The 26,726-nt window shown below is 36.2% G+C and carries 22 protein-coding genes; 18 read left to right on the forward strand and 4 right to left on the reverse strand.

The genetic code is table 11. The features are described 5' to 3' along the window. Positions 1 to 216 precede the first annotated feature (216 nt). Entirely contained in the window at positions 217 to 1,380 is a 1,164-nt protein-coding gene (locus EA772_RS13565; RefSeq protein WP_124913674.1) for a transglutaminase-like domain-containing protein, read from the forward strand. Between the two features lie 985 nt (positions 1,381 to 2,365). Here the strand turns inward: EA772_RS13565 and EA772_RS13575 are convergent. Both EA772_RS13575 and EA772_RS13580 read right to left on the reverse strand, forming a co-directional pair. After that, positions 2,366 to 2,584: a hypothetical protein gene (locus EA772_RS13575; protein WP_124913675.1), complete on the reverse strand. Its 219-nt coding sequence runs from the start codon at positions 2,582 to 2,584 to the stop codon at positions 2,366 to 2,368. Between the two features lie 219 nt (positions 2,585 to 2,803). Beyond that, positions 2,804 to 3,883: an NAD(P)-dependent alcohol dehydrogenase gene (locus tag EA772_RS13580; protein ID WP_124913676.1), complete on the reverse strand. Its 1,080-nt coding sequence runs from the start codon at positions 3,881 to 3,883 to the stop codon at positions 2,804 to 2,806. Positions 3,884 to 4,461: 578 nt separating this feature from the next. Here EA772_RS13580 and EA772_RS13585 point away from each other — a divergent pair. From EA772_RS13585 to EA772_RS13640, 13 genes are all read left to right on the forward strand, one after another. Then, entirely contained in the window at positions 4,462 to 6,918 is a 2,457-nt protein-coding gene (locus tag EA772_RS13585) for an outer membrane beta-barrel protein (RefSeq protein ID WP_124913677.1), read from the forward strand. Positions 6,919 to 7,120: 202 nt separating this feature from the next. Next, on the forward strand, positions 7,121 to 8,140 hold the full coding sequence (locus tag EA772_RS13590) for a thioredoxin family protein (protein WP_124913678.1): 1,020 nt from the start codon (positions 7,121 to 7,123) through the stop codon (positions 8,138 to 8,140). A 224-nt stretch (positions 8,141 to 8,364) separates the two neighbouring features. Beyond that, complete coding sequence (locus EA772_RS13595) at positions 8,365 to 9,171, forward strand: M23 family metallopeptidase (RefSeq protein WP_168187545.1); 807 nt, start codon at positions 8,365 to 8,367, stop codon at positions 9,169 to 9,171. Positions 9,172 to 9,535: 364 nt separating this feature from the next. Then, on the forward strand, positions 9,536 to 10,822 hold the full coding sequence (locus tag EA772_RS13600) for a thioredoxin fold domain-containing protein (protein WP_168187546.1): 1,287 nt from the start codon (positions 9,536 to 9,538) through the stop codon (positions 10,820 to 10,822). A 311-nt stretch (positions 10,823 to 11,133) separates the two neighbouring features. Continuing rightward, positions 11,134 to 12,156, forward strand: coding sequence for a S41 family peptidase (locus tag EA772_RS13605; protein WP_168187547.1), 1,023 nt, complete (start codon positions 11,134 to 11,136; stop codon positions 12,154 to 12,156). 1,020 nt (positions 12,157 to 13,176) lie between these two features. Continuing rightward, the gene (locus tag EA772_RS13610; RefSeq protein WP_124913682.1) at positions 13,177 to 13,998 is read left to right on the forward strand and encodes a hypothetical protein; all 822 of its coding nucleotides are present in this window, start codon (positions 13,177 to 13,179) and stop codon (positions 13,996 to 13,998) included. A gap of 205 nt (positions 13,999 to 14,203) precedes the next feature. Further along, entirely contained in the window at positions 14,204 to 14,530 is a 327-nt protein-coding gene (locus EA772_RS22375; protein ID WP_124913683.1) for a PD-(D/E)XK nuclease family protein, read from the forward strand. Further along, positions 14,505 to 15,380 carry a PD-(D/E)XK nuclease family protein gene (locus tag EA772_RS13620; protein WP_256370024.1) on the forward strand — a complete coding sequence of 292 codons (876 nt, stop codon included), beginning with the start codon at positions 14,505 to 14,507 and terminating at the stop codon, positions 15,378 to 15,380. Before EA772_RS22375 ends, EA772_RS13620 begins: the two co-directional genes overlap by 26 nt. 208 nt (positions 15,381 to 15,588) lie before the next feature. After that, a complete protein-coding gene (locus tag EA772_RS13625) occupies positions 15,589 to 15,912 on the forward strand; it encodes a nucleotide pyrophosphohydrolase (RefSeq protein WP_124913685.1) in 324 nt (107 codons plus the stop codon). Positions 15,913 to 15,914: 2 nt separating this feature from the next. Then, complete coding sequence (locus EA772_RS13630; protein WP_210405029.1) at positions 15,915 to 18,104, forward strand: DNA/RNA helicase domain-containing protein; 2,190 nt, start codon at positions 15,915 to 15,917, stop codon at positions 18,102 to 18,104. Between the two features lie 601 nt (positions 18,105 to 18,705). Beyond that, a complete protein-coding gene (locus EA772_RS22085) occupies positions 18,706 to 18,882 on the forward strand; it encodes a hypothetical protein (protein WP_168187548.1) in 177 nt (58 codons plus the stop codon). Continuing rightward, positions 18,842 to 20,131, forward strand: a complete 1,290-nt coding sequence (locus EA772_RS13635) for a hypothetical protein (RefSeq protein ID WP_124913687.1) — start codon at positions 18,842 to 18,844, stop codon at positions 20,129 to 20,131. Before EA772_RS22085 ends, EA772_RS13635 begins: the two co-directional genes overlap by 41 nt. Before the next feature lie 36 nt (positions 20,132 to 20,167). Then, positions 20,168 to 21,595, forward strand: a complete 1,428-nt coding sequence (locus EA772_RS13640) for a hypothetical protein (RefSeq protein ID WP_124913688.1) — start codon at positions 20,168 to 20,170, stop codon at positions 21,593 to 21,595. Positions 21,596 to 21,800: 205 nt separating this feature from the next. Here EA772_RS13640 and EA772_RS13645 read toward each other — a convergent pair whose 3' ends face one another. Continuing rightward, on the reverse strand, positions 21,801 to 22,217 hold the full coding sequence (locus tag EA772_RS13645; RefSeq protein ID WP_124913689.1) for a helix-turn-helix domain-containing protein: 417 nt from the start codon (positions 22,215 to 22,217) through the stop codon (positions 21,801 to 21,803). Here EA772_RS13645 and EA772_RS13650 point away from each other — a divergent pair. The 4 genes from EA772_RS13650 to EA772_RS13665 all read left to right on the forward strand — a co-directional run bounded on the left by EA772_RS13650 (position 22,216) and on the right by EA772_RS13665 (position 26,316). Beyond that, positions 22,216 to 22,431: a hypothetical protein gene (locus EA772_RS13650; RefSeq protein ID WP_124913690.1), complete on the forward strand. Its 216-nt coding sequence runs from the start codon at positions 22,216 to 22,218 to the stop codon at positions 22,429 to 22,431. The genes EA772_RS13645 and EA772_RS13650 overlap by 2 nt on opposite strands. 254 nt (positions 22,432 to 22,685) lie before the next feature. Continuing rightward, the gene (gene mnmE, locus EA772_RS13655) at positions 22,686 to 24,044 is read left to right on the forward strand and encodes a tRNA uridine-5-carboxymethylaminomethyl(34) synthesis GTPase MnmE (protein ID WP_124913691.1); all 1,359 of its coding nucleotides are present in this window, start codon (positions 22,686 to 22,688) and stop codon (positions 24,042 to 24,044) included. Positions 24,045 to 24,295: 251 nt separating this feature from the next. Continuing rightward, positions 24,296 to 25,135, forward strand: a complete 840-nt coding sequence (locus tag EA772_RS13660; protein ID WP_124913692.1) for a helix-turn-helix domain-containing protein — start codon at positions 24,296 to 24,298, stop codon at positions 25,133 to 25,135. Positions 25,136 to 25,203: 68 nt separating this feature from the next. Beyond that, on the forward strand, positions 25,204 to 26,316 hold the full coding sequence (locus tag EA772_RS13665; protein WP_124913693.1) for a site-specific integrase: 1,113 nt from the start codon (positions 25,204 to 25,206) through the stop codon (positions 26,314 to 26,316). Between the two features lie 49 nt (positions 26,317 to 26,365). Here EA772_RS13665 and EA772_RS13670 read toward each other — a convergent pair whose 3' ends face one another. Next, positions 26,366 to 26,710, reverse strand: coding sequence for a helix-turn-helix domain-containing protein (locus EA772_RS13670; RefSeq protein WP_124913694.1), 345 nt, complete (start codon positions 26,708 to 26,710; stop codon positions 26,366 to 26,368). Positions 26,711 to 26,726: the final 16 nt, after the last annotated feature.

Below are 26,726 nucleotides of genomic sequence, written 5' to 3' on the forward strand. Positions count from 1 at the left end.
AGACGGTTGCTATCCCCCTCTGGAGGGGGCAGGGGAAGGATTATCTTATTTGATGAAAAACTTCCTTCTTTTTTAAGCGGCCTGGTAATAAATTGAATATCATAATAGGAGTAATGTTCAAAAAAAATATTTTTAGAAAAAAAAGTAAGTTTTGCAACCATTTTCGGATTATAGCGTCATGTAATTAAACCAGACCAAATTCAATTTTATCAACACATGAAACTTAGCCTCTTCACCGCCTTTTTCTTATCGCTTTCGATAGGAATGGCATCTGCACAAAACCACAAAATTCCAGTAATCAAAGCGAGCGCTTTGAGCGTTAATATTAAGGATGATAATGATCCGATAAGGCAAAATGCATGGACTATTGTTCCAGCCGAAAAGCTTGATGTTTACAACACCTCGGCAAAGAAAGTAACCTTCTTCACGGATAAAGAATCCATTTCTTTCAAAATTGACCCGAAGGTTGGGGAGTATAATTTTATTATTCTCGTCAATGGAAAAGATACAGCCAGAACGCAAATCAAATATGACGCGAAAGCGCCAAGCCGAAGACCAATTGCTTATCTGGATACCCTTCGCAAGGCCGAGAAATATAATTACAAAGATAACCGGGAGGTCCCGAAATTCTCTTATCAATCTATGGAAGATCCTAATCTGGTTAAAATCAGGAAAGACTTAAAACTGGATTCCATCGCCGGCAAAGGAAATGAGCTCTCTAAAGTTTTTAACTTATTGCACTGGGTTCATAATTTAGTGAGACACGATGGGAGTAGCAACAATCCATCCCTTCAAAATGCTATCGACCTGATTAAAGTTTGCCGGGAAGAAAATCGTGGCGTTAATTGCAGGATGTTAGCAACGATACTAAACGAATGTTATTTATCATTAGGTATTGCTTCACGCCATATTACCTGTATGCCTAAAGAAACCAAATTTGATGATTGCCATGTCATCAATATGGTTTATAGTAAAGATCTGAAGAAATGGATATGGATAGATCCCACTTTTGATGCTTATGTAATGGACGAAAAAGGTGCGTTGTTAGATGTACAAGAGGTTAGGGAACGATTAATCAAGGGACAACCATTGGTACTCAATGCGGATGCCAACTGGAACCGTTCTACGCTGCAAACTAAAGAATATTATCTTCAGTATTATATGGCGAAAAATCTGTATCGTCTACAAACACCATTAAACAGTGAATATAATTTCGAAACTTCAAAAGCCGGTAAAACTGTAACTTATGTTGAGTTATTGCCCCTGGATGGAATTGTTCAAAGCCCTCAAAAATCAGAATTTACGGGTAAGAATTCAGGGGTGAGGTTCGTTAATTATAAAACCAATAACCCTGATTTGTTCTGGACTAAACCGGAATAATAGTAGGACTGTATCTAAGTTTTCTTTAATAGCCTTTTTAGTTGATATCCTGGAGCACTCGCTATCCTTCCTCTGTAGGGGGCAGGGGGAGGATTATACTAATTGAGGGGCCAACTCCCCTCCTTATTTTCAAGGAGGGGCGGGGGTGGTTGAGTAAGCTATAACGTTATCCTCTTAACTAGATTTTTTCTACGCCTCATCGGCGGCGGGCCTCCTACTTTTCCCTTGATGGAAAAGTAGCAAAAGATCAAGGCTTGGATCTAATGTCGGGTAAAATCGTTAAAGCTTTAATTTCGGCAACACAAGTTCCGATGAAGAATCGGAAAGGACGCGTTGCCTTGGATAGTGGTGGTTCGAAAGTTTTTGCATAAGCTTCAACGTTTTTCCCTCTCCATCATCTCCTATGCCGAGGAGCAGGGTGCCTTTTTCAGGGCCGTCATTGCGAAGGAAGCTTTTTCAGTTGTAGCGGCAATCTCTTTTCGGGGGCATCCAATTGTTCCAATGTTATCACAAATCTGTTTTACTTCTGTCGAAAATATCTGTGAGGATATGGAAATTTAATGCGGTCGCTATCCCCCTCTGGAGGGGGCAGGGGGAGGATTAGCACATTTGAGGGGCAAACTCCCCTCCTTATTTTCAAGGAGGGGCGGGGGTGGTTAATTAAGTTATCTCCTATGCCAGAGCAGTGTGCCTTTTTTATGGGCGTCATTGCGAAGGAAGCTTTTTCAGCTGTAGCGGCAATCTTCTCTTTTACGCGGGAATTAGTTTAACAAGATCCAATAGTTCCACCTGATAAGCAAATGCACTACAGGAGCTACAAATTTAAACATGCCTTAAAATGCAATCATCATGCCTTATGACTAGGATAGGACTGCCATAGGATAGCAATGAAAAATTAATATTTGTGAGCAGGATGTTTTTACGATGTTTTTTATTTGTTGACAAAAAAAACAAAACCCGGGGATGTGGGGCGGGTTATTGCTTTCTAGCAAGTGAGTGTCGCCAGCAGCGGTACTGCAAGGCATATTTTCCGGATTAATGAAACATCAATGCCGGAATAATCTGCATACTCTTCAAACGTAATGTATTGATCTTTACGCTTGCTCAATATCAATCGAAGATTTCGGAGTACCCTTTGCACCTGGGCTAAACTCTTGCCAGTTAAAATACTAACATCTTTCGGATAAATACATACTCTTTTCATGTGAAGTTTGAATTAGACCGCAACAGATCTGGAGGTGCCATAGCCTTCAGCAAAGCTGAAAACTATCCTTCCCAAGCAGTAATAAAAGAAAGACTTGTCAGACAACGAACTAAATATCTCCATTTGTAGTATTCGCATTCGTTATTCTCAACATTTTTCGGACAACCAGTTGAAGGTTAGCAGTGAACTGCTAACCTGATTCCTTTTCAATTGAATAACTTAAGCCGTTTTTAACGACGTCATATCAATTACATAACGGAAACGAACTTCTTCATTCTTTACCTGATCGAAAGCGTCATTGATCTCTTCAATGTTGATCATTTGCACTTCTGGACTAATTCCGTGTTTGGCGCAGAAATCCAATACCTCCTGGGTTTCGACTGTACCGCCAATCAGCGAGCCGCCAATTGTGGTGCTGAGTTTTGCGACTTCCATATTGTTTGTGGCTTGCTTGTAAGGGCCAAGAAGACCAACCGTAACAAATGCACCCCTACGTCTGAGTAATGGCACATAATCATTAACGTCAAATGCATATGGGATAGTTGCCAAGAGAAAATCAAATTTTGCCGCTGCACGCTCCATTTCATCTTTATTTTCAGAAACGATTACCTCGTCTGCACCTAATTCAATTGCTGCTGACCGCTTTTCTTCTTTAGTGGTTATGGCGGTAACTGATGCGCCCATTGCCTTAGCTATTTTGATTGCAATGTGACCCAAGCCACCTATACCAATGATACCAACTTTATGACCGCTTGTCACTCCAAAATGTTTTAGCGGAGAATAGGTGGTTACTCCTGCACATAAGATGGGGGCAGCTGATTTAATATCCAGATTGGTAGGAATGTTCATGACAAACTTTTCTTGGGCAACAAGATTGGTGGCATAACCGCCAAAGGTGTTAAAGTCCGGATCTGGTTTCCAGTAACCATTATAAGTCATGGTTTGGCCATGAGGTCCTTCGCAAAATTGCTCTTCTCCTTCTTTGCAAGGGGCACAGGTTTTGCAAGAGTCTATCATACATCCAACCCCAACAATGTCGCCCTTTTGGAATCGCGTTACCGCGGCGCCTGCTGCGGTAACCTTGCCAATAATCTCATGGCCTGGTACACAAGGGTAGATTGTGTTCTTCCAGTCATTGTTTACCTGATGCAAATCTGAATGGCAAACACCACAATACAAAACCTCAATCAGCACTTCATCGTCTTTGGGTTGATCTCTTTCAAAAGACATCAGCTCAAGTGTTTTGCCGCCAATTAGCGAACCGCTTGCACCATAGCCCTTAGTTTGAATTTTTTCCATAGTAAGCTTTTTTCTAAGGCAACATTTCCCATCAAAAAAAAGTTTGTTCAAAAACAACCACTAGCAGGAATTAAGCGGTTAGTTTTTTACTTTGAAACATTAGGAAAAATTGAGGGCGCCTCAGTATAATTTCACTAATTATTTTCACCATTTGAAATTCCTTGTTCACCTAGTTGCATGCTCTTGGCAAATTTCCTGACCTGTGGGCGTTTAATTCCTATCTTCGAAATGTGCTTTGAGGCATCTCCTACTATAAATGGTGTGGCATTTGAATTTTGAGTTATTTTATCATGTTTAACCAACAATTCGGCTAAGAGCAGAATGCGAAACTGCGTTTATCTTAATTTCAAAATTTAATGGAACGAATGATTGATGTTTTACGCTAGACTTAACCCCTTCAAAGCATTTCGCTGTATTGAGTGCATTGGAGTCTAATAAATATATATAATTATTTATCAATTCCGGAGGAATATTTACGGAATTACCTATCTCAAACCCCTTGATCGTTACGTTAAACAATGTTAAATACCAATTAAGGATTGTTGAACGTCTTATATTTGAAAGTAGCCCTCAAATATATGATGCCAAACTTTACTAAGTATCTATTAATCATTATATCTTTTTTATTAATTCACGATAATATTCAAGCACAAGTTGAGGCAAAACAATCGTCTATTAAGGGCAAAGTGCTTGATGAAGATAAAGTGCTCCTACCGTATCTTTTGGTGAACTTACATCTGGCTAAAGACTCCACTTTGGTTGAATCTGCTCAAACAGATGAAAGTGGTATCTTTCTATTTTCTAAAATACCCTTTGGAACATATTATACTGAGATTGAACTAATAGGGTATGAAAAGAATATTTCATGTGCTTTTACATTGGATACTGGCCGTCTAAATATCAATCTCGGTGAAGTTTTCCTAAAGACGATCATAAAACAGCTGAATACGGTTGATATCAAGGCTAAAAAGCCACCTATTGAAAGCAGGGATGGTAAATTAATCATTAATGTTTCTGCAAGCCCACTAGCAGCAGGAAGTACTGCAATGGAGATTCTATCCAGGGTTCCCGGAGTTGCCTTAGATAATGTAGGTAATGTGAGCTTAAGAGGTAAACCCAGTGTTAGTATCATGATTGACGGGAAGTTGACGCATTTGTCACCGGTTCAACTCGCAAATCTCCTTCGTACTACATCCGGAAATACCATCCAAACGATTGAAATCATTTCGAATCCATCTGCAAAATATGATGCCACTGGTACAGGAGGTATCGTTAACATTATATTAAAAAAGAACACCAGCTTTGGGACCAACGGAACCTTAACCTTTGGTGGTGGAATAGGAAAATATTATAAGTCCGATGCAGGTATAATACTCAATCATCGAAGTAGAGCCTTCAACGTCTTTGGCAATTACAATTACGCCAACAACAAACAATATGAAAACTTATTCCTCATGCGAAGTACTAAGGCTACCAATGATATAACGCTTTTTGATCAAATAGCAAAAGGCGTATCTTCAAGAAAGAACAATAGTTACAAAGCCGGCATCGATTATTTTATCAATGATAACAATACAATTGGATTTATAACAAATGGCTATGTAAATAATTATGATGGAACAAATAAACTTAACACAATCATTGGCAGTCAGCCAGGAAAAATAGATTCTACTGTCATTGGACAAAACTCATTTATAGGTCAATATAAAAGTCAAAGCTATAATCTTAATTATAAATCTGTATTAGACACTGCAGGACAAGAGTTAAATGTCGACCTCGACTTTTCTCAGGTGCGTAATACGGAAAATGCATATTACAACAATGACTTTTACGATGCAGTAGGACTTTCTTTCAGGTTACCCTTTATATTTCGAAACATAACGCCTTCTAAAATAAAGATTTTAACAGGAAAGTTAGATTACGTTCTCCCACTAGCCAATAAAATGAAAGTTGAAGCAGGTATTAAAAGTAGTGATGTAAATACTGATAATGATTTCCGATCCGAACAACGGGTAGGTGAGACGTGGGTAAATAATGAAAGCCAGAGTAATAGGTTTTTCTATAAGGAAAATGTTAACGCTGCTTATGTTAACTTACATAAAGATTTTAACTCCACTAGTCTTCAGATTGGATTGCGTACAGAACTTACGCATACAGAAGGAAAATCTATAACCCTTCAAGAAAAGGTGGTGCGTAATTACATAGACTTTTTTCCTAGCTTATCAATCAATCAAACTTTATCCAAAAATAAAGTAATTAGCATTTCTTATAGCCGGAGGATAGATTGGCCAGATTATCAGTCTCTTAATCCTTTTGTTTACTATGTAGATTTATACACGCTATCTCAGGGAAACCCTGCAATAAAACCGCAATATGCCAATTCGTTTGAAATTAATTATAACCATAAAAAAATGAACATTTCATTTGGGTATATAAAAACCAAAGATGTAATCACTACAACATTATTAACAGACACGGTTAAAAAGACTATTTTGCTATATGAGCAAAATTTAGCCTATAGACGTACATTTAGTGCAACTATTAGCAGACCCATCACCTTAACAGGTTGGTGGACCACGAATAATAACGTTACACTTTATAATAGCTGTTTTGCTAGCCCCGAGTTAATGGGTATGCCATTTAAGAGCGAAAAAACCACCCTCGAACTCAGCACAATTCACACATTCAAATTTAGTTCAACTGTAAATGCAGAATTGTCTGCAAATTATACTTCTAGTCAAGTATATGGAACCTATATAGCAAAGCCTATCTATGGTCTGGATTTAGGAGTCAACAAATCATTCGCAAGCGAAAGAGCTAATATCAAACTTGGTATAAACGATCTTTTTGATCAAAGGCAAATCAAGATTAAAAGTGCAATTCCTGCTCAGGATTATCAGCTTAATCAGAAGCAGGAAAGCAGAATTTTCAGGATAACATTCACCTATCACTTTGGTAGCAATACCATTAAGGCAAACAGGGACAGATCGAATAGTTCTACTTCAGAACAAAGCAGAGTAAAGTCAGGAGGATAGACGACACGCCGGCGGTGTTATCCAGTGGTGCAACGTGGATTTTTGATAGGCCGAAGATTCTATGTTGAAATTTTGTCTTAAAAAACGTAAGAGTAGTAAAAAGCCAATTAGTGGGAATATTAACTTCATGAGGTGCTACAAATTTTACTACTTTCATAAAGCTTTGAAAATAATTTGATTTAAACCCAGGATTTACATCTATATGAAATTAACCCCTCTCATCACATTAGTACTTATTTGTGGTTTTGTAAAAGCTCAAACAAGCATTCAAATCATCACAAAAAATCCATTCAAATTAAAAATTGATCGAGTCGAAGTTTTTGATTTGAGTCAAAAAGAATTTTACGAACTAGAATATAAAGATTCATTAATGATTTCATTTGCTAAATCAAATATTGACTGCTATAATATTCGATATATGATTGGAACAAAGACATTACGTGAACAAATATGGCTCAATCCCGGTAATCCAAAGATAATTGCACATCTTGATAGTGCAAAGCTAACGATAGATACTGTTCTACATTCTGCTTCATATAATGAACTTGTAAATTTTAAAAAGGTTTATAAAGTGCTTTTACAACAGAGAGATACCGTTGGGCTAAATCAAATGTTACTCGAATCCGTTAATAAGAATGTTGATAGTCCATTATCACTTCTATATGGTGATTTATTTCTGAATATAAACCAGAATTCTAAAATTGAACTTTTGAAGCTTAAGCCACTATTACAAAAACAAGGAGATAAGTTTAAATGGTTTTTCTTATATCCGGGAGTTATGGATCGATTGCAAAGCTTATTAACACAAAACATTGTCAACCTATCTAAATATTCATTTTATAATCAAAAGAATCAAAAAATAAAAATTGGCTCCAATAATTCAGCGTTTATTGTTTTAGATTTTTGGTTTTTAACTTGTATTCCTTGCTTAAAAGACCATAAAGAAATAGCAAAAAACATTGGTGAGCTTAAGAAAATGAATGCTGAGCTTATTAGCATCTCTATTGATTCAGATTTACAAAGATGGAAAAATTATCTCAAAAGTAATACTTATAAATGGGGTAACTATTTACAGATAAAACCACTTACCATAACGAATGACTATAATATCAGTAGTTACCCTACCTATTTTGTGCTCAACAGATCAGGGGAGATTATGAGTATAAATCATTCGTTTACCGAAGTGATGAGTTGGTTAACCAGTAGAAAAAAAGACAAATAAAAAATCTTATCATCTATATTATTACATTTAAAATAAACTTAGACATTAACTCAAAACTTACCCCGCTGTTAACAATACGCATCTGAAAGTAAATGCACCAGATAATTGTATGTTGGTCTGCTGCTTATATTTCACTTAATTCTACACTTCAAGCTATTTTCGGAAACCGAATATTTTTATTCATTTTTACCAATCAAGCTTTAAGTCTTTTTAAATGGTTTGAAATGAAAAAATATATAGTCTCATTTTGTATTCTTTTATGGGTTAAAACGTTGCATGCCCAAAACGTTTCAAATCTGAAAGTGCCAATAAAATACGATTATAATAATTCGATACTATCATTATCGATATTAAATCCTTTTCAAACTCCTATTAGGGTAATGGTAACATCTGGAGATTCCATTGTTGACTCTAGGTTTAACAATAGGGTTATATTACTGGCAGCCAAGCAAGATACAATGATAACTGTTAGGGAAATAGAGCATAAGCCATCATTAATATTCAAAGTGTTTTTTGGAGACCCATCAAGAGTGGTGTCATTGAAGCCCATGGCATTACCCTTTCCTAAGAACAGGTCATACAAAGTTTTACAGGGTAACCTTGGTAAATTTTCACATAATTCGATTTCATCTAAATATGCGATTGATTTTAATTTAAGCATCAAAGATACAGTATGTGCAGCAGCAAGTGGCTATGTAATAGGGATAGTTAAGCATAACAATATTGGCGGCAATAACATCAAGTATTATGATTACGCAAACTATATCACGCTCTACCATCCTGATGCTAATCTATTTTCTCAGTATGTACATTTACTTCAAAATGGTGCATTTGTAGAACTCGGTGAATACGTTAAAAAGGGACAAGCAATAGGGCTGGCTGGGGCGACTGGCTTTACTTCAGTACCACATTTACATTTTAATGTTTACAAAGCCAACATAACAGGATGGGAATCAACACCCACCACTTTTGACGATGGATACACGAGTATAGAAATTCGTAGAGGTGAAGTCCTAAGTACAAAAGAATGATATGCGTATTCTAACTGTCTTCAATTTTTATGCACCTGAAAAACTCTATGGATTTTTATTAGTCCATAACGAAACATTTTTTCCCTAAACGAAGGAATAAATATGCGTTACTTAGAACTCAAAAACAGAACTTTAGAGACAATCAAAGTTTAGTGAAGAAGAGGCGAAATGAAGATGTCCTAACTGGAAGCGGCGGAAGAAAAAACTTGGCACCAGCTTATACTGTCGATCAAGTGCCAGCGTTGTTACATGCAGCGAATGCGGTCCAGGAAACTATTGCGCTATGAACTTTAGTTGTTTATTAGTTGAATAAAACCAATACCGCTTGGAATATGATTCTTAGCTTCATATTAAAATGGAAAAGATGATGAAAAGATTATTAATTGTAATTGCCATTTTATCCTCAATACATGCTTGGGCCCAACAAGGTATTAAATTTGAGGAAACATTGAACTGGGAACAAATTAAAGCTAAAGCTAAAAAAGAAAATAGTTACATATTTATTGATGCTTATGCTACATGGTGTGTCCCATGTAAAGAAATGTCTGCAAAAATCTTCTCAAAACAAGAAATCGGGGACTTTTACAATAAAAACTTTATTAACGTAGCCATCCAATTCGATAGAAAAAGTACAGACAATAAGCGTATCAAGGAATGGTATAATGATGCGAAAAAAATCAAGGATAATTTTAAAATATTAGCATATCCAACTTACCTTTATTTTAATCCCAATGGCGAGTTAGTTTATAAAATAGTCGGGGCAAATTATGATCCTACCTCATTTTTAGAAAACACTAAACTAGCGCTTGACACAAAGACTCAGTATCCGACTTTAAAGGATCAATTTGTCAATGGAAAAAGAGATACAGCTTTTCTTGCAACTTTAATTAAAGCAGGAATTAATTCGTCTGACATGAAATCTCTGCCAACCTTTATAAATTCTTATCTCAAGAGCCAAACTAATCTTCTTACGAAGCAGAATATTATTTACATATTCTATGGGACGCAAAGTACAACAGATTTTGGATTCGAAACTTTGCAGAAACATTCCGAAGCAATTGATTCAGTGATAGGTAAAGGGTTTTCAAGAAAAACCGTAAATCGCTTAATATTCAATGAAACGGTTTTCCCGATGTTAAAGACTAATGCAGTTATAAAAAATTATGGCGGAGGTATGATTGATTATCAAGGCGATTTAAATAAAAGTGTAGATTGGCAAACGGTAAGTAATCTTGTGAAAAATAAGTTCCCTGATAGGTTAGAAGAAGTAAACAGGTTTTCTAAAACATTATATTACCAATGGGCTGAAGATTGGACGAAATATGCTGAGGTTGTGTCGGAATACCTGGAAAAAAAACCTAATCAACTAAATCCTGATGAACTCTCCGATTATACTGAAGTTCTATTTCAATTCAGTAATGATAGCAGTCAACTGCAAAAAGCGGAAAGCTGGTCTAAACTCTCGATGGCATCTAAGGGAACTGACCCTATTCGGTACAAGGTAATAAATACAAGGCTCCTGTACAAAAACGGTAAGAAAGCTGAAGCAATCACTCAAATGCAAAGTGTAATTGATAGTTTAGGACAAACCTCTGGTCAGCTTGTAGATGAGGTTAACAAAATGAAGAATAACGAAAAAACATGGTTTTAGGCTCTTGAAAGCATATAAAAGATATTTTATTTTGATATTAATGTAGACCTGCTGATAATCAGAAAGCGAAAAGTAACGTACAGAGGAACCAGGCTGATCGCTAATCAGTCAAATATCAAAGGCGCATTGTTGCCAACTGCGCTATAAAAATAAAATATTATAACTTGAACAGATTTCGATAGAAAAACAGCTTCCCATTTTAGATATGTTGTCTCAAAAATCGAATCTCTACGCAAATCCTTAAGAAAACAAATCGCATTTGGAAAAATAAATGAATGCAACCTCAAATGACTAATTTTCGTCACAATTTTATGAAACGAATTTTAATAGTAATTATACTATTCACACCATGGATAGCAAAAGCTCAGAATGAAAAATCATTGATGGCCGATAGCGTAAGAGCTTACTTAGATAGCAGCTTGAATATAATTAGAAAGCATTCTCTGAATACTAAAATAAACTGGAATGATTTACGTTCAAATGTGTATTCAAAAGCAGTTGGAGCAAATCGTTATGAAGATATTTTACATCTGTATCCCTATATATTCGAGCAAATTGATGATCATCACGGTAGTTTAAAATTTAGAGGCAAAACCTATAGTTGGAATAAAAAGGCAGTTAACCCTGTAAACAACACTATAGCCACTGCTACAAAAAAGTATCAATCTGTTCATGCAGAAAATATTACTAAAGATATTGCCTACATTTTAATTCCTGGAAATACCGATTTCAGAGGGAAGCAAATGGATAGCATTGCTAAAGAAATTAAAAATGCCATATCCAAAATCAATAACCAGGATATCAAAGGGTGGGTTATTGATCTGAGAGTAAATACCGGAGGCAACATGTATCCCATGATCGCGGGTTTAAGCGATTTAATTGGAGAAGGGAAAGTTGGTGGATTCCTCACCTCCACTAACGAGCCTGATGGAGCGTGGATTATTAAAAATGGCAGCTTTTATGTTGATTCAGTTAAGGTTTCACCAATAAAATATAGCGGCTATCCAATTAAAAAAGATATACCTGTGGCGCTTCTAATTAGTGGGAATACTGCAAGTTCGGGTGAAATGACCGCCATCTCTTTCATTGGCCGAAGGAAGTCGGTTATTATTGGCGAACAAAGTGGCGGTTACACGACGAGTAATTTAGGCTTTAAATTAAATGAGTATTCAGGCCTCAATTTAGCTGTAGATTATGCAGCAGATCGTAATGGAAAAATTTATCCTAAGTATCTAATACCAGATTACAAAGTTCTTAATGGTGATGACTTCGAAAACCTGAATAATGATTTAAAAATCAAAAAAGCCTTAATTTGGCTCAGAAAGAATAAATAATTCTAAAATTAGGTATCTGAATGTTTACAAATTAAAATCAAAATATTAACTCATCGCAGCCTAAAAAATAGAGCCATTATGAAGTTGCTTTTTATGATATTGAATTCCCTGTTGTTTATCATATCAATTATAATAATATGTACTGAAAAAAATTATTATGTTTTTTTCTTATCAGGTGCTACACTTCTAAATTTTTGGTACTATTACCATCAATATAAAAATGTCAAAAAAAAGGCTTTCAATTCTACAGATGAAAAAAAGGAAGCGTCTAGCTACTTATCTATGAGAAGATAATAAGTATTTGTCTCAAAAAACGAACAAGTAAATAGGCGTTACTTGGAACTCATAAACAGAACCTGAAGATTTCTACTTATTTCATCAGGTATTTTTAACTATTAGTTGAAAGCAGGGAAATAGTCTTTCATGGTAAGTAGTGTTGGTTACCGCACTATTACGGCCGAGATCATGGTGCCTATCATGAACATATTGACCTTTACACTCCATGAAGTGCCCGGGATTTCGTGGAAGTGATCATTCATACCGGATACCAAAAATTGAATAAAGAGCGCAGTGTAGATTCTTTTGTACAACTTGATCGGAACGGCAATTTAGTCCAGATATTTTAAGCCGACCGGGAGCTGTTGCCAATGGCGTGAGTGTTGACAGGCGTTATGCGTGATGATGTGGAGCCTCTCTTCCATCATTCATCTGTGAAGATAACCTGACAGATTTGTATCTTGTTCGGGTAGGCTATAGCAATTTATTCCCTCAGCTATACCATCTTCCTAGCCTATTGCTGTCCCAAAGCAGGATATTTGCTTGGGTTTACGTTTCCCAATAGCGAAGCATGGTGGGAGCAGACCTGAAGCATGGTAGAAGCAGGGTGCAGGCAGGCATAGCCGAAACACGGACTGCACACGGACTTGAGTCGGACTTGATACGGATTGGTTTGCTGGAAATAAATGGAAAATGGGTATATTGGATTGATCAATCCCTGGATTAAACCAAATATACAGAATTATGGCTACATTAAATGGGATTGTTAGATTTTCCGGACAAGTGGGAGATTTTATTTTTTACCGAAGGGATAAAAAAGACGTTGTGAGAAGCAAAGCGCTTACGCATCAACTTTCTGAAAACAGTAAAAAAAGCGCTAAAGACTTTGGCGAGGCCAGTAGAAATGCGGCTTATATCCGTAAAGCCTTTGCAGCCATGGTAAAAGATTATGGCACCGGCGATCTCACCACCCGCTTAACGAAAAGAATGCATGCCGTTTTTAAAGGTATTCCTGCTGCCCATGCAGGCCATAAGAAAATCTCCGATGGCAATCTTAAACTTATGGAAGGTTTTGAATTTAATGCCTATACCAGCCTGGGCAGCCTGCTGCTGCAAATGCCTAAAATTACCTTGCAGGACAATAATCTTATAGGTTTGCGGGTACCGAAACTCGCAGCCGGGCATTTTGTGAAAGCCATGCACCGATCTGATGCTTTTATGTTACAGGTAATCGTATTTAACCTCGATTTAAAAACCGGCCATTACGAAATTTTAAAAGTGAATGATCTTAAAGTATCACTCGATCTGGCAGAATTTCCAGGAGCTAAAGTGGCTATACCCATCGAAATGGAAGGCGAAAGGGCTGTTTTTGTAGCACTTGGGATTTCCTATCTGCGTGATGGACACCGCAAAGAAGACCGCAGGTATTTTGCCTGCCAGATTTTAAAGTGTATGCATTTAAAGGATGGGGTAGAAGTGGAGTTTATTGAGCCATTGAAGGAAGCGGCTATAACGGTTGAGGCGGAAGAAATGGGATTGAGTTGGGAGATGGGGGAAAGAGAATGATTGAATGATCAAATGAGAGAGTGAATGAATAAATTTCGAGTGGATGATTGAGTAGTTATGAACTTTAATTCGGTTAGTTATATGGTGTACGGGAACCCGTAAAAATCGATTATTTAAATTTAATATTTTTGATTGCAATAAGTAGTATTGTACAATAACCGCTTATTTCTAAATTCGCTGCTAATATATATAACGCTTTCCATTTATGAACAACGCTCCCTTTCAAAACTTGCTTAGCCAAGTTAATAACCTCTTTGCCCGTTACGAAAAAGTAAATGAATTAACTGGTGACAACTTTAACGTTTTTAGAATACTCAAACTCGAATCATCTGAAGTAAGAATGCATTCAGCATTTTTAGCTGAACTACTGAATCCTAAAGGCAGTCATGGACAAAAGGATATTTTCTTAAAATTGTTTATAGATATGTTTTGCTATAAAGGTAGGCAATTCGACACGCAGAGTGCTGAGGTAGTTGTAGAGAAATATATAGGTACGGTTAATTATGATGATCCTGAGGGGGGGAAGAATTGATATTTATATCAAAGATAAATCTAATAATTTCATCACTATTGAAAATAAGATTTACGCCGGAGACCAGGATGGACAGTTAGCCCGCTATCACAGGCATGCAACACATTCAGACTTATTTTACCTTACTTTGGAAGGGGGAATGCCATCGGACAAAAGCCGAAAAGGCCTCAAGGAAGATGAAGATTTTAAATGTATTTCTTATAAAGAAAACGTAATTAATTGGCTAGAGGCATGTAGAAAAGAAGTTGCTATTATTCCGATAGTTCGGGAGGCAATTAGTCATTATATTAACCTTATTAAATATCTAACCAATCAAACTACTAACCATAATATGGAACAGGAATTAACTGCACTAACAAAAACTAATTTTAAGGCGGCTTTTGCAATAGCTGGCAATTTAAACCACGCTATCAAAGAGATGGTAAGTGATTTCGGCGAAGAGATGATTGCCGTTTTAAGAGATAAAGGAATAGTATGTGATTACAACATCGATTTTGGAAAAAACTATACTGGTATTTATTTGGGAAAAGAAGAATGGAAATATGTTAGAATAGGTTTTCAATTTTGGGCTAAAAACCATAATTTGATTTTTGGTCTTACCATTAATGGAACAGACAATTGGAGCCGCCCAATAGAAATTCCAATCGAGTTGCAGGAAAAATTGAAAAAATTGCCAAATACTGAAAAACGAAATAATGGTTGGTGGCCTTGGTACAATTTTATGGAACAGCCGTATAGCGATTGGAGTAAAGCTGAAGCTTATGAAGCAATTTCAGATGGGCGTATGCGTAAAATCTTTCTTGAAAAAATTGATATGCTCTTAGAAATGACGAAAGGAATTGAACTTTAATTGAGTATTGTTGGTGCTCTGATAGACTATTAGTAGTTGTTAGGTCATTCCAAAATAAAATTGACTTTTGCTTGCTGATACAAACATTATGCTATCCCCATTTTTAAAAATAACTGGCGGGAGGAAAATCGAATTTATTGGTTGTAATTCTTTTCAATCAATGCAATTACTTTAGGAACATATTCCTAAATTAGCATCCATTAGCCTTATGACGGAAGAGATCACAGCAGCATTAATAAAATTCAGAGACGAGCGAGACTGGGCACAGTTTCACAATCCAAAAGATTTGGCACTTGCACTCAATATAGAGGCAGCCGAACTATTGGAGTTATTTCTTTGGAAAAAGGCGGAGGATGCAAATTTGGATAAGATAAAAGAAGAATTGGCTGATGTTTTTTCTTATGCCTTGCTGCTTGCCGAAAAGTACAATCTTGATGTAAATCAGATTATTCTTGATAAAATAAAATCAAATAACGCTAAGTATCCTGTCGATAAAGCTAAAGGGACGGCTAAAAAATACAACGAACTATGAGCATGTCGTTCGATCTTTCGATAGACGTTTCTGAGCCTTACGATTTTAACAAACAGAGTTTAATTAAAATTCAGCAAAACCCCTGGGTTAAAAACCAATGGCCATTGGTTTATTTTATTCGCAATGAATCGATTGCTGAAGCCTATGTTGGCGAATCTACAAATGCCTATAGCCGTATTTCAAATCACTTAGCTAATCCTGCCAAGGCATCGGTATTTAATAAGATTTCGATTATAGGTAGCGATAAGTTTAATAAATCTGCCACATTAGATATCGAGTCTAGCCTGATACAATATATTGCGGCTGAGGGTACTTATAAGCTACAAAATGGTAATTCTGGATTGGTTAACCACAATTATTACCAACAGGATTTATATAAGGATTTATTTAAAGAGATCTGGAAGAAGCTGATTGAAAAGAAAGTTGTAAGCAAATCACTCAAAGAGGTTGAGAATTCTGAACTTTTCAAATACTCACCTTACAAATCGTTAAACGAGGATCAGTATAATTCCGTATTAGAAATTCTGGATGGATTAACTCAAAACAGCAGCAATAGTATTTTTGTAAGAGGTAGCGCGGGTACTGGCAAAACTGTTGTGGCAACCTATCTTATCAAACTATTGGCAACCGATATACGCACATTACCTATTGAAGAATTTAATGATGATGAACTCAGAGAAGTTAATTATATTAAAGATTTTCAATTTAAGTACCCGAATGCCAAAATTGGCTTAGTGGTTGCCATGACCTCTTTGCGTGAATCCCTGCAACTAGTATTTAAGCATGTTCCAGGCTTAAAATCATCTATGGTGGTGAGCCCATCTGATACTTTTAAAAACAAGGAAAAGTATGATCTGCTTATTGTAGATGAAGCACACCGTTTGCGCCAATACAAAAATATTAGTTGGATGGGGGCATTTAAGCAGAACAACCAAAAACTTGGTTTAGGTGATGATGGAAATGAGCTTGATTGGATTATGGCTAATAGCAGAAATCAAATTTTCTTTTACGATGAAGCACAGTCTGTAAAACCATCCGATATTGCAGAAAAGCATTTCTCTGCACTTATACAAGATCATCGGACCCTTAGATTGCAACTTAATTCGCAAATGCGGGTGCAGGGCGGTGACAATTACATCAAATTTGTTGATGATTTATTGAATCTCAATTGTAAAAGCCAATCGATTTATCAATCTGAGACTTACGATTTACGCTATTTCGATTCCTTAACCGATTTATATGCTGAATTAGGAGAAAAGGAACAGCACTATGAACTTTGTAGAATGGTTGCTGGTTACAGTTGGCCTTGGTTATCGAAAAATGATAAGACTGCCATCGATATTGAAATTGAGCAACTTTCTTTTCAATGGAACCAGACTGACAAAGATTGGGTAAACTCACCGAATGCATTCAAAGAAATTGGCTGTATCCATACCACACAAGGATATGATTTAAATTATACTGGAGTTATTTTTGGAAAAGAGATTGACTACAATCCTAACACCGATGAGATTGTAGTTGACGCAAAGCAATATTTTGATATCAACGGCAAAAAGGGGATAGCGAGTCCAGCTGATTTAAAAGCTTATATTATTAATATTTATAAAACAATTCTTTACCGTGGTATAAAAGGCAGTTTTGTATATGCTTGTAATCCAAACCTCGCAAAATACCTCAAACAGCATATTCCATCTTTTAAGAAAGAAGCTGCTTTAAGGATTATTCCTTTTGATCAGGTAAAGCCTTATGTAAACGCTTTACCATTGGTAGATATTACCGCTGCTGCGGGTAATTTTAGCGATCTACAAGTTCATGAAGATTTTGAATGGATAGAATTGCCATTTAATGTAATCCCTAAAGAAGACTATTTTGTTTGCAAAGTTGTTGGAGATTCGATGAATAAACGAATTCCAAATGGTGCGTATTGCCTCTTTAAACAAGATTTCGGTGGTACCCGAAATGGTAAAATCGTCCTGGTTAAAAGCACCGCTATTCAAGATGCGGATTTTGGCTCTGGTTACACCGTTAAAGAATACCAAAGCGAAAAAATTATTACCGAAGAAAATTGGCAACATACTGCCATCAATTTACTCCCACTTTCGGATGATTTGGATTATGAGCCTATTCGATTAATGGAGGATGAGTTAACCGACTTTAAAGTTGTCGGGGTTTTTGAGAGGGTGTTGATCTGAATTATCAATCAAAGCTAAAAAAAGCTTAAGATTGATTCATTAATGTTCTCATAATCCGATGTATACACTACGGTTTCCCGTAAAAAAAAGTTAGTAATTAATATTTATTTTTATTCAAAATTTGATTCTATTGTTAGAATTGTTAGAAGTTGTTAACATTAATTTTTATTCTCTAACGATTGATTTATAGTTACTTAGTAAATTTTGATAAAATATCTGACAGTATAGTGATAGATTATTAATAGCAATGGCGCTGATTGTTAACAACTTGCGTCAAACTAATTATGCAGTTTTATTTAAATTTGTGTTTGAAGTCAGACAAGATTTTATTTGGTTTGGTAAAATAAAAAGCTCAGGAAACTTCGACATATCCTGAGCCTTATAAACTTTATCATTCGTACTAAAGGGAATTAGAAACGAATATTGAGATAGCCTCGTTATTTAGAATGCACAAAAGTATCATTATTATACTTTTCCGCACTACAAAATCGTATTCTTTTTTCTCCTTATACCTAGGGGATACCAGCCTTGCAAATTTCTGGAAGTAATTAATTTGTTCAATTTTTTTGAACACTAATCCCTATTATTTTAATTTTTTAGCATGGCTACAAACGGTAAACCTGGCGATAAACGCCGACACGGAGCGGTAAAAGATCGCTCTCAAACTTTCAATCCAAAAACTGAGCAATGGGTAAAGAGAGACTTTGAAACAGGAAAATTTATGGATGTAAAACAAGATGGAACACCCTTTAGAGGTGGTAGAGGGGAGAAGGGATAAAATGAGCGATAGATTTAAACAAAGACAACAATATTTCAATGCTAAGAGCAATATAAATTATGTTAGTGTTAAAAAATTAATGATTCTCATTGAAGACCATCCTTATTTAGAAGATATAAAAAAGGTATTCAATATTGATAGCATATATAATGATCAAATTGTGGTTGAAAACATAGGGAATTTATATAATACAATTGCCGCAATTAAAAGAGATTACAAGTGCTTTACACTAAAAGCACATAGTAGAAACGTGTTCTTCACTCGTGGTAAAGTTAAAGTTGATGGTATTAGAGATCGTCATCCTCTAATTTTTAATTTTATTGAAGCAGTCGACGGTGATGGAGTTTTAATAAATGATTTTAAAGGATATTCAGTATATGATTCTAAGAATAAATACTTTGATGATTTTTCGATGGCTAAATATGCTAATATGCTTTTCGACAATAGTCTTGATGAACTAACAGAGATCAATTTGGATTATTTTAGAAAAATAGCAAGTTCCTCAAGTCATTTTGATAAGCACAAAAGTTATCGATTCGTGATGCATGAAAACCAGTGTTTTTTGAGAGGGATAACCTCACTTGGCTATAAGGAGTATGGAGTAGATTTTGCATTTGTCGCCAGCGTTTTGATGTTAAATAAGCATATGAAAAATAATATCGGAAATAACTACAGCATCACTTTTGCAGCGTTATGCGAATCAAAACTCGAAATGATTATTGCAAGTAACGTGTCAAAAAAAGCAGGTGATTTTGGTACTGTTAGCTCTGCAATTTCAGTTAAAACAAATGATTTAGGTGGCGGTGCTCTGACTTTTACTAATATTATTAGACTTGACGTAAAAGGTGAGGGAGTTTATCTTTACCCAAATAATAGGGAAGTATCTAGAAAAAATATAACAATTAATCATGGAAATACTGGCGTGAAGACTGCATTAAGACAAATTAGCAATTCAGAAGATTTTTACGATTATATAGATTATTTCATTAATGAGCTTGTCGCAGTAAAAACTATTAACACACCAGAAGATTTAAGAAAACGGATTCTAGTGAAAATCTCTCATCCTACTAGTTCGCTTAAAACAGTTTCCAAAGAATTGAAAGATCTATTTAAGAATCCAATAAAAGATGTTATTGAAGATTTTTCAAAGTTTTTGGTAATGTGTAAAAAGGCCGAACAATTAGAGATAGACTATGATCTTAAAGAAAAATTGAGAGTTATAATCTCGGATGTTATTCTAAACAAATAGAAAGCATTGACCTCAATTTAAGAAATTATATAATTAATGAAGATTAGCCAAATTTATCAACTTGATAAGGTTCAAGCACAATTGGACTTTGTCGATATTACTCCTTCTAGCGATACACCATTGTTTATCGATCCTTTCTTTCTTGGTAAAAAACAGGATAATTGGTCTATAGAGGCAACGCTCACTCTTAGGAGTTTTTTTCAAAAAGTAATAGATTTAATTCGTAATGATAGGGCTGATGATGCTAAAGATTTGTTCGCTCATTTGCATGAACCAAATTCAACATGTCTAGGTATGTCAGTTGGTAACCCACGAGGTCGTGGTGTTGGTGATGAAGACACTAGCAACATCTATGAGAGCTTATTGAAAAGCAAAGCGATTCAAACAGGACTCATCCAGGATATCGAAGATAGCGTTCTTTTCGTTGATAATTTTGGAAAGGACAAGTTGTCCGACATGGCCACCAATATTATTGCATGGCATTTAATTGTATACACTCAAAACCAATGCCTTCTGCATGGTATACCTCTTACTCAAAATGTTGCTTCAAGTTTTTTTTGGAATAGAAATACAACTGAATGGGAAGCAGTCTACACCGAGATGCTTGTAGTAAACGACAAGAAAATACTTTTGGTACCGAAAGGAATTGTTTCTTACAGTAAAAATTATTCACCTGATAAATATTACAATCATTTTGTTCTTAATTTCTTACAGCATGAACATCTCAAGTTAAATAGTGCACTTATTCAGCATCGAAAGGATGGAACTCCATATGTAACTAAAGACAGTCTGAAAGAACTTAATCCTCAATCTAAGGATTTTTTAAGACGTTTTACTCAGGAGCACCCAGAGGTGTTAAAGCAATTTAAAGATGATACAGAAAGCACTTCTCTGCTAGACATAGAAATGCAAGATTTAGATATTAGAGCTATAATACCTCAGCTGATTGACCAGCTAATTAATATTCCCTCAGGGCCACAATATGCTACTGCTTTTCATAATTTAATTATTGGTATATTAGAGATTATTTTTTACCCCAACTTAATCAATCCTGTCAAGGAGTTAGAAATTCATGATGGAAGAAAACGGATTGATATTTGTTTCGACAATGCGGCTAAAGGAGGCATATTTCATCGCATTGAACATAATCTTCGAATACCATGCGGTTATATTTTCGTAGAATGCAAAAATTATAGTCGTGATATCGTGAACCCTGAACTTGATCAAATCGCTGGCAGGTTCTCCCGAAGGCGTGGAAAGGTTGGTTTTATTATATGCCGAACGATAGATAATCTTCAATTATTTATCAATCGTTGCCGAGACACATATCGAGATGATCGTGGACTTATTATACCTCTTGTGGATAATGATATAATCGAACTGCTGAATAACCACAATAATTGGAATTCTAATTTTTCGGAAAGATATCTGTCTGATCGAGTGCGCTTAATTACTGCAACATAGGAAATATATTAATTCTATGCATATATCATGGACAAGCTGAATAGTATTACTTATGTAGCATATCATTCTTAGCTAAATGTTCTTTTTGTGATAAACTAGGAATGTGACATTACTAGTTAGTTTAACTTTTCCACTATTAAATAAAAGCCGAAACTTTCAATCCTTTTGCTTGTCAAATACGAGAGTGCATAACCTTTTATGGAAATCATCTATTTCTCAATATCTCGACCTTCTCTCTTTCACTAGCTAATAATCTTTCGTACAATTCTTTATTAGCCTCTAATGCTTCTATAAGTTTATCTAATGGATTAAAATTTGGTTGGTAATTAAATAGAGAACCATTGTCATGATTGGTAACAGTATTACCAATAATATTAAAAACGGCTTCTTCACTGAAGTTTTTTATAGAAGCAGTTGTTAACCCTAAAACTTTCGCCACTTTCTCTAACGTAGAATCTTCAATTACCTCACGTTGTTCCAATTTGCTAATGGCTTGTTGACTAATACCCAGCTCGGCATCAAGCGCTTCCTGTTTCATTCCACGCAGCTCGCGAATGCGGTTAATTTTTCTACTTAAATAAGTACGGTTTTTCCTTCGCTTTAAAATTTCTGGTAAGCTCATGTTATTTCACATCGACAGACAGGCTTTGCCATTGGTTCGTAGTCAGGCGCAACCCGAGTTGTGGTATTTATTGGAAGCAGAGATGGATGCGGAGGTGGTTGCATTTTTTTGTGAATTTAGATGTAAAATTCAGGTCCCCAAGGATTATTACGAGAAACATTTTGAAAGGTATGTCAGGCAATTGGAAACTTATTATGAGTTGGAAAGGCGGTAGGCGTTTCAACCACGAGGCGTAAAATTATTGTTATCGGTCTTTTCGTGATCAGTACTAACCGTTTTTTAGGCCTTTGGATTGGAGCGATAGCCGCATTGAAGGTTGCAGGTAGACCTATTCCATAATTCAAGCCAGTTGCTGCAGTGTTCAGCAGGGTTGGATCCCTGGTGTGGAGACCTAATTGTTCAAAAAATTACCTTGTGTTCACGATATCACACTTAAATAGCCTTATTTTTGCGGTTCGAAAAAAGAACATGAATAATCAAGATACCATTATTGCATTATCAACACCCTCAGGATCTGGTGCCATTGGCGTGATTCGTTTGTCGGGCCCGGATGCGATTTCACTAACCAACGCTGTTTTTGCCGGGAAGGATTTGACGCAACAGACCTCTCATACCTTGCATTTTGGCCTGATCAAAGATGGAGATCACATTGTTGATGAAGTGGTGGCCGGATTATTTGTTGCGCCAAAATCGTATACCAAAGAAAATGTGGTGGAAATTTCCTGCCACGGATCCAACTATATTATCCAGCAGATTATCAATCTATTGATCAGCAAAGGAGCGAGGGCTGCCAAGCCAGGAGAATTTACGCTGCGGGCATTTCTGAATGGGGCTTTCGACTTAAGTCAGGCAGAAGCGGTTGCCGATCTTATTGCATCCAATTCCAAAGCATCTCATGATGTGGCCATGCAGCAGATGCGTGGTGGTTTTGCCAATGAGCTGAAGGCTTTACGGGAACAGCTGATCCATTTTGCTTCGATGATTGAGTTAGAACTCGATTTTGCGGAGGAAGATGTTGAGTTTGCCAATCGTGAACAACTGACCAACCTGGTAAATAAGATCAACCATGTGCTGCGTCGCCTGATTTCGTCTTTTGAAATGGGTAACGTGATTAAAAATGGTGTTCCGATTGTAATTGCCGGCAAGCCAAATGTAGGTAAATCGACCTTACTGAATGCCTTGTTAAATGAAGAGCGGGCAATTGTTTCTGACATTGCCGGCACCACCCGCGATACCATTGAAGATGAACTGACCATCGGTGGCATTGTTTTTCGTTTTATCGATACGGCAGGTATCCGCGATACCGCAGACATTATTGAAGCGCTGGGTGTAGAACGCACCCTGGAAAAGATGAAGCAGGCCAAACTGATCATCTATATGGCCGATGCAGCGCAAAGCATCGCTGAAATAGAAGAACAGGTGAGGGGATTGGCTCAACTGGAGATTCCTTACCTGATTTTGGTAAACAAGGCGGATTTGATTTCTGTAGCGCAACGGGAAGCTTTTAAAGATTTAAACGTGGTATTTATTTCTGCCAAAGAAAAACAAGGCATCGATGCCCTTAAAGATACTTTATTGGAACAGGTTAATCTGCACCACATCAATACCAGCGAAACTTTGGTCACCAATATTCGCCATGTAGAAGCGCTGAAACAAACCGAGAATGCTTTACAGCGGGTGCTGGATAATGTTGATAATCCGGTGACTTCGGATTTTCTGGCCATGGATATTAAACAGGCACTTCATTACCTGGGCGAAATAACTGGAACGGTAACGACTGATGATCTACTGGAGAATATATTTACGAAGTTTTGTATTGGTAAATAGTTAGGACAATTCAAGCATAACTGCGACAAGTTATGACAGCTAAATCGCTAATTATTAATTAATTAGTGATTTTTTTTATTTCTGATATTTTGCTACTTAGCACAGTTTTGCATAAATTTGGTACATATATCGTTACGTTTTAAAAGTTTAAACTTTATATCTGCGTTGTATGTTTAATGTGAGAAATTAGTCAACAAAACGATATAAATGCATACAAAATGATATAAAACGATACACTTTTTGGAGAAATTATGTCTAGTAAAATCAGGATAAAGAGAATTTGTGCCCAATGCCAGCAAGACTTTGTTGCAAAAACGACAGTTACCAAATTTTGCGGTATTGATTGTAATAGAAAATATTACAAGGCCGTCTCCAAAGCTCAAAAAATTAATCAAAGCGAGCTGGAGACTTTAGGGTTTAAGCAAACTCTAAGGTCAATGGTTGTAGAAAAAGATTTCTTAAGTGTAGCTGAGGCTGCAATTATGATAGGCTGTTCTAAGGCGGCAATTTACAAGATGATCAAGTTAGAGAGATTGAAAGCAGCTAATTTTCTCGGACATCTTATTAGGATTCGACGACAGGATATATTGGAGATGTTTGATAGCCCTTCCCCAATTCCCATAGATGTAGTAAAAAAAATCCAAGAGGTATCATTACCGGATACTCGGAAGAAACTTGATAGTGCGGATTTTTATGGGATTGATGAACTCATGCTTCTCTTCAATAAAAGCCGCACTGCAATATATACGGCCTTTGCAAGAGCCCGTATTTCTAAAATCAAGATCGGAAAAGAAGTTTACTTTGAAAAAGATGCTTCAAATAAATTACTGAAAAAATATCAAGAACCTAGGCAATCTGATCTTGAGAAAGAACGATTAAATAATCAGAAACTTTCTGAGCAAAGTTTGAATGCCTCCCAATGTTATTCTATAGATGAGTGTGTAAAAATATTCGGAAAGGATAGATCACTTCTTTATGGAATTTTCAATAGACGGTTGGTGCCCAAGATCAGGGACGGTCACAATGTGCTCTTATCAAAAAAAGCAATAGATCGACTTTACAAGACGTTTAAGAAAGAAGGCAAAATATAAATTAATGAAGAGTGAATACGTTTGATGAGTAAAATGACTTAATTATTTTTAATCTAATTTTTCTAGCCATGTCTAAAGTAAAAATTCGCAAACGGCCATTAAAGGATAATAGACACTCCCTATATTTGGACTACTATCCGCCTTTGAGGCATCCTAAAACTGGGAAATTGATAAGAAGGGAAAATCTTAAACTTTATATTTATGATAAGCCAAAGAATGATTATCACAAAAAGCATAACAAAGAAACTTTGCTTTTGGCAGAACATGTTAGATGTAATCGTCAGTTAGATGTTCAGAATAGGAGGTTTGGGTTTCTCTCGGATGATGCACGGGATGCGGATTTTATTGAGTTCTTTAAAGAATTCAACAGAAAGAAACAGACTTCACTGTCCGATCAGGCAGCAATGTCTGTAAAATACTTTCAGGCTTTTGCTGGAGAAACGCTTAAGTTCAGTGATTTGGACGAGTTTTTCTGCGAGGATTATAAGTCTTTTTTGCTCAGCGGACCGGGAATTAGTAGGAGGGGGCGCCCAATTAGTCGCAATACCGCTGTGAGCTATTTTGCAAAGTTTAGAACCGCATTGAAAGAAGTTTACAGGAGAAATTTGATTACAGAAGATTTATATTCTAAAGTTGATGCTGTTAATCCCAAAGAAACCCATCGAGAGCGACTCGAAATAGATGAACTGCAGGTCTTGGTCAAAACCCCTGCAAAATCGGATTTAATGAAACGTGCTTGCCTCTTTTCAGCTTTAACTGGACTTAGGTTTTCTGATATACAGACACTTAGGTGGAATGAAGTGAGAGGCTACAAAGGAAAATATAGTCTCCAGTATTTTCAGGAGAAAACAGAAGCCGCTGAAACATTGCCGATATCCGATCAGGCTGTAGAACTTATGGGGGTAAAGAAAAAAGATTCGGACTTGGTTTTTCAGGATTTAATTTATCATCAGTTGAAGGATTTTTTAAAAAAATGGCTTGATAACGCCGGAATTAAGAAAAACATTACATTTCACAGTTTTCGACATACTTATGCTACCTTACAAATAGAAATGGGTACTGATATATATACCGTTTCAAAAATGCTGGGACATAAAAGTATTAAGACCACGGAAATTTATGCAAAAGTTGTGGATAGGAAAAAAATTGAAGCCACCAGAAAGATTAATCTAGAATTGTAGTAGCCTCAAACCCGCCTAAATTTTAAGCCTGAATTATAATTGAGTTATTCTAACTGCCAAAGCGCTGCCTGTAACCTTTCATTTTTATTTGAGCATCATTTAACAGTTCATCCTGGGTTTTGAGCTTTGAAGCACTTATCCATTCCTTTAGTTTTGATTTAGAAAAATATAACCGTCGGCCCGGTTTGCTAACCGGAATCTCTCTGCGGCTGACTTTTGTATATATGGCGGGAACGGAGATCTTTAGAAATGCCGCCGCTTCATGAACATTTAGTAATTCTGTGTCATCGGTTTCAATCTTTTGAAGATTCGCTATCATCACTTCAAGGCGTTCGACTGTTTTCAAAATCTCCGTTACAACCGCTGGCATATTTTCAAAGCTCACATTTTCCATTACTAAGTTATTTAGT

Source organism: Pedobacter sp. G11 (genome assembly GCF_003860265.1).
Taxonomy (GTDB): Bacteria; Bacteroidota; Bacteroidia; order Sphingobacteriales; family Sphingobacteriaceae; genus Pedobacter; species Pedobacter agri.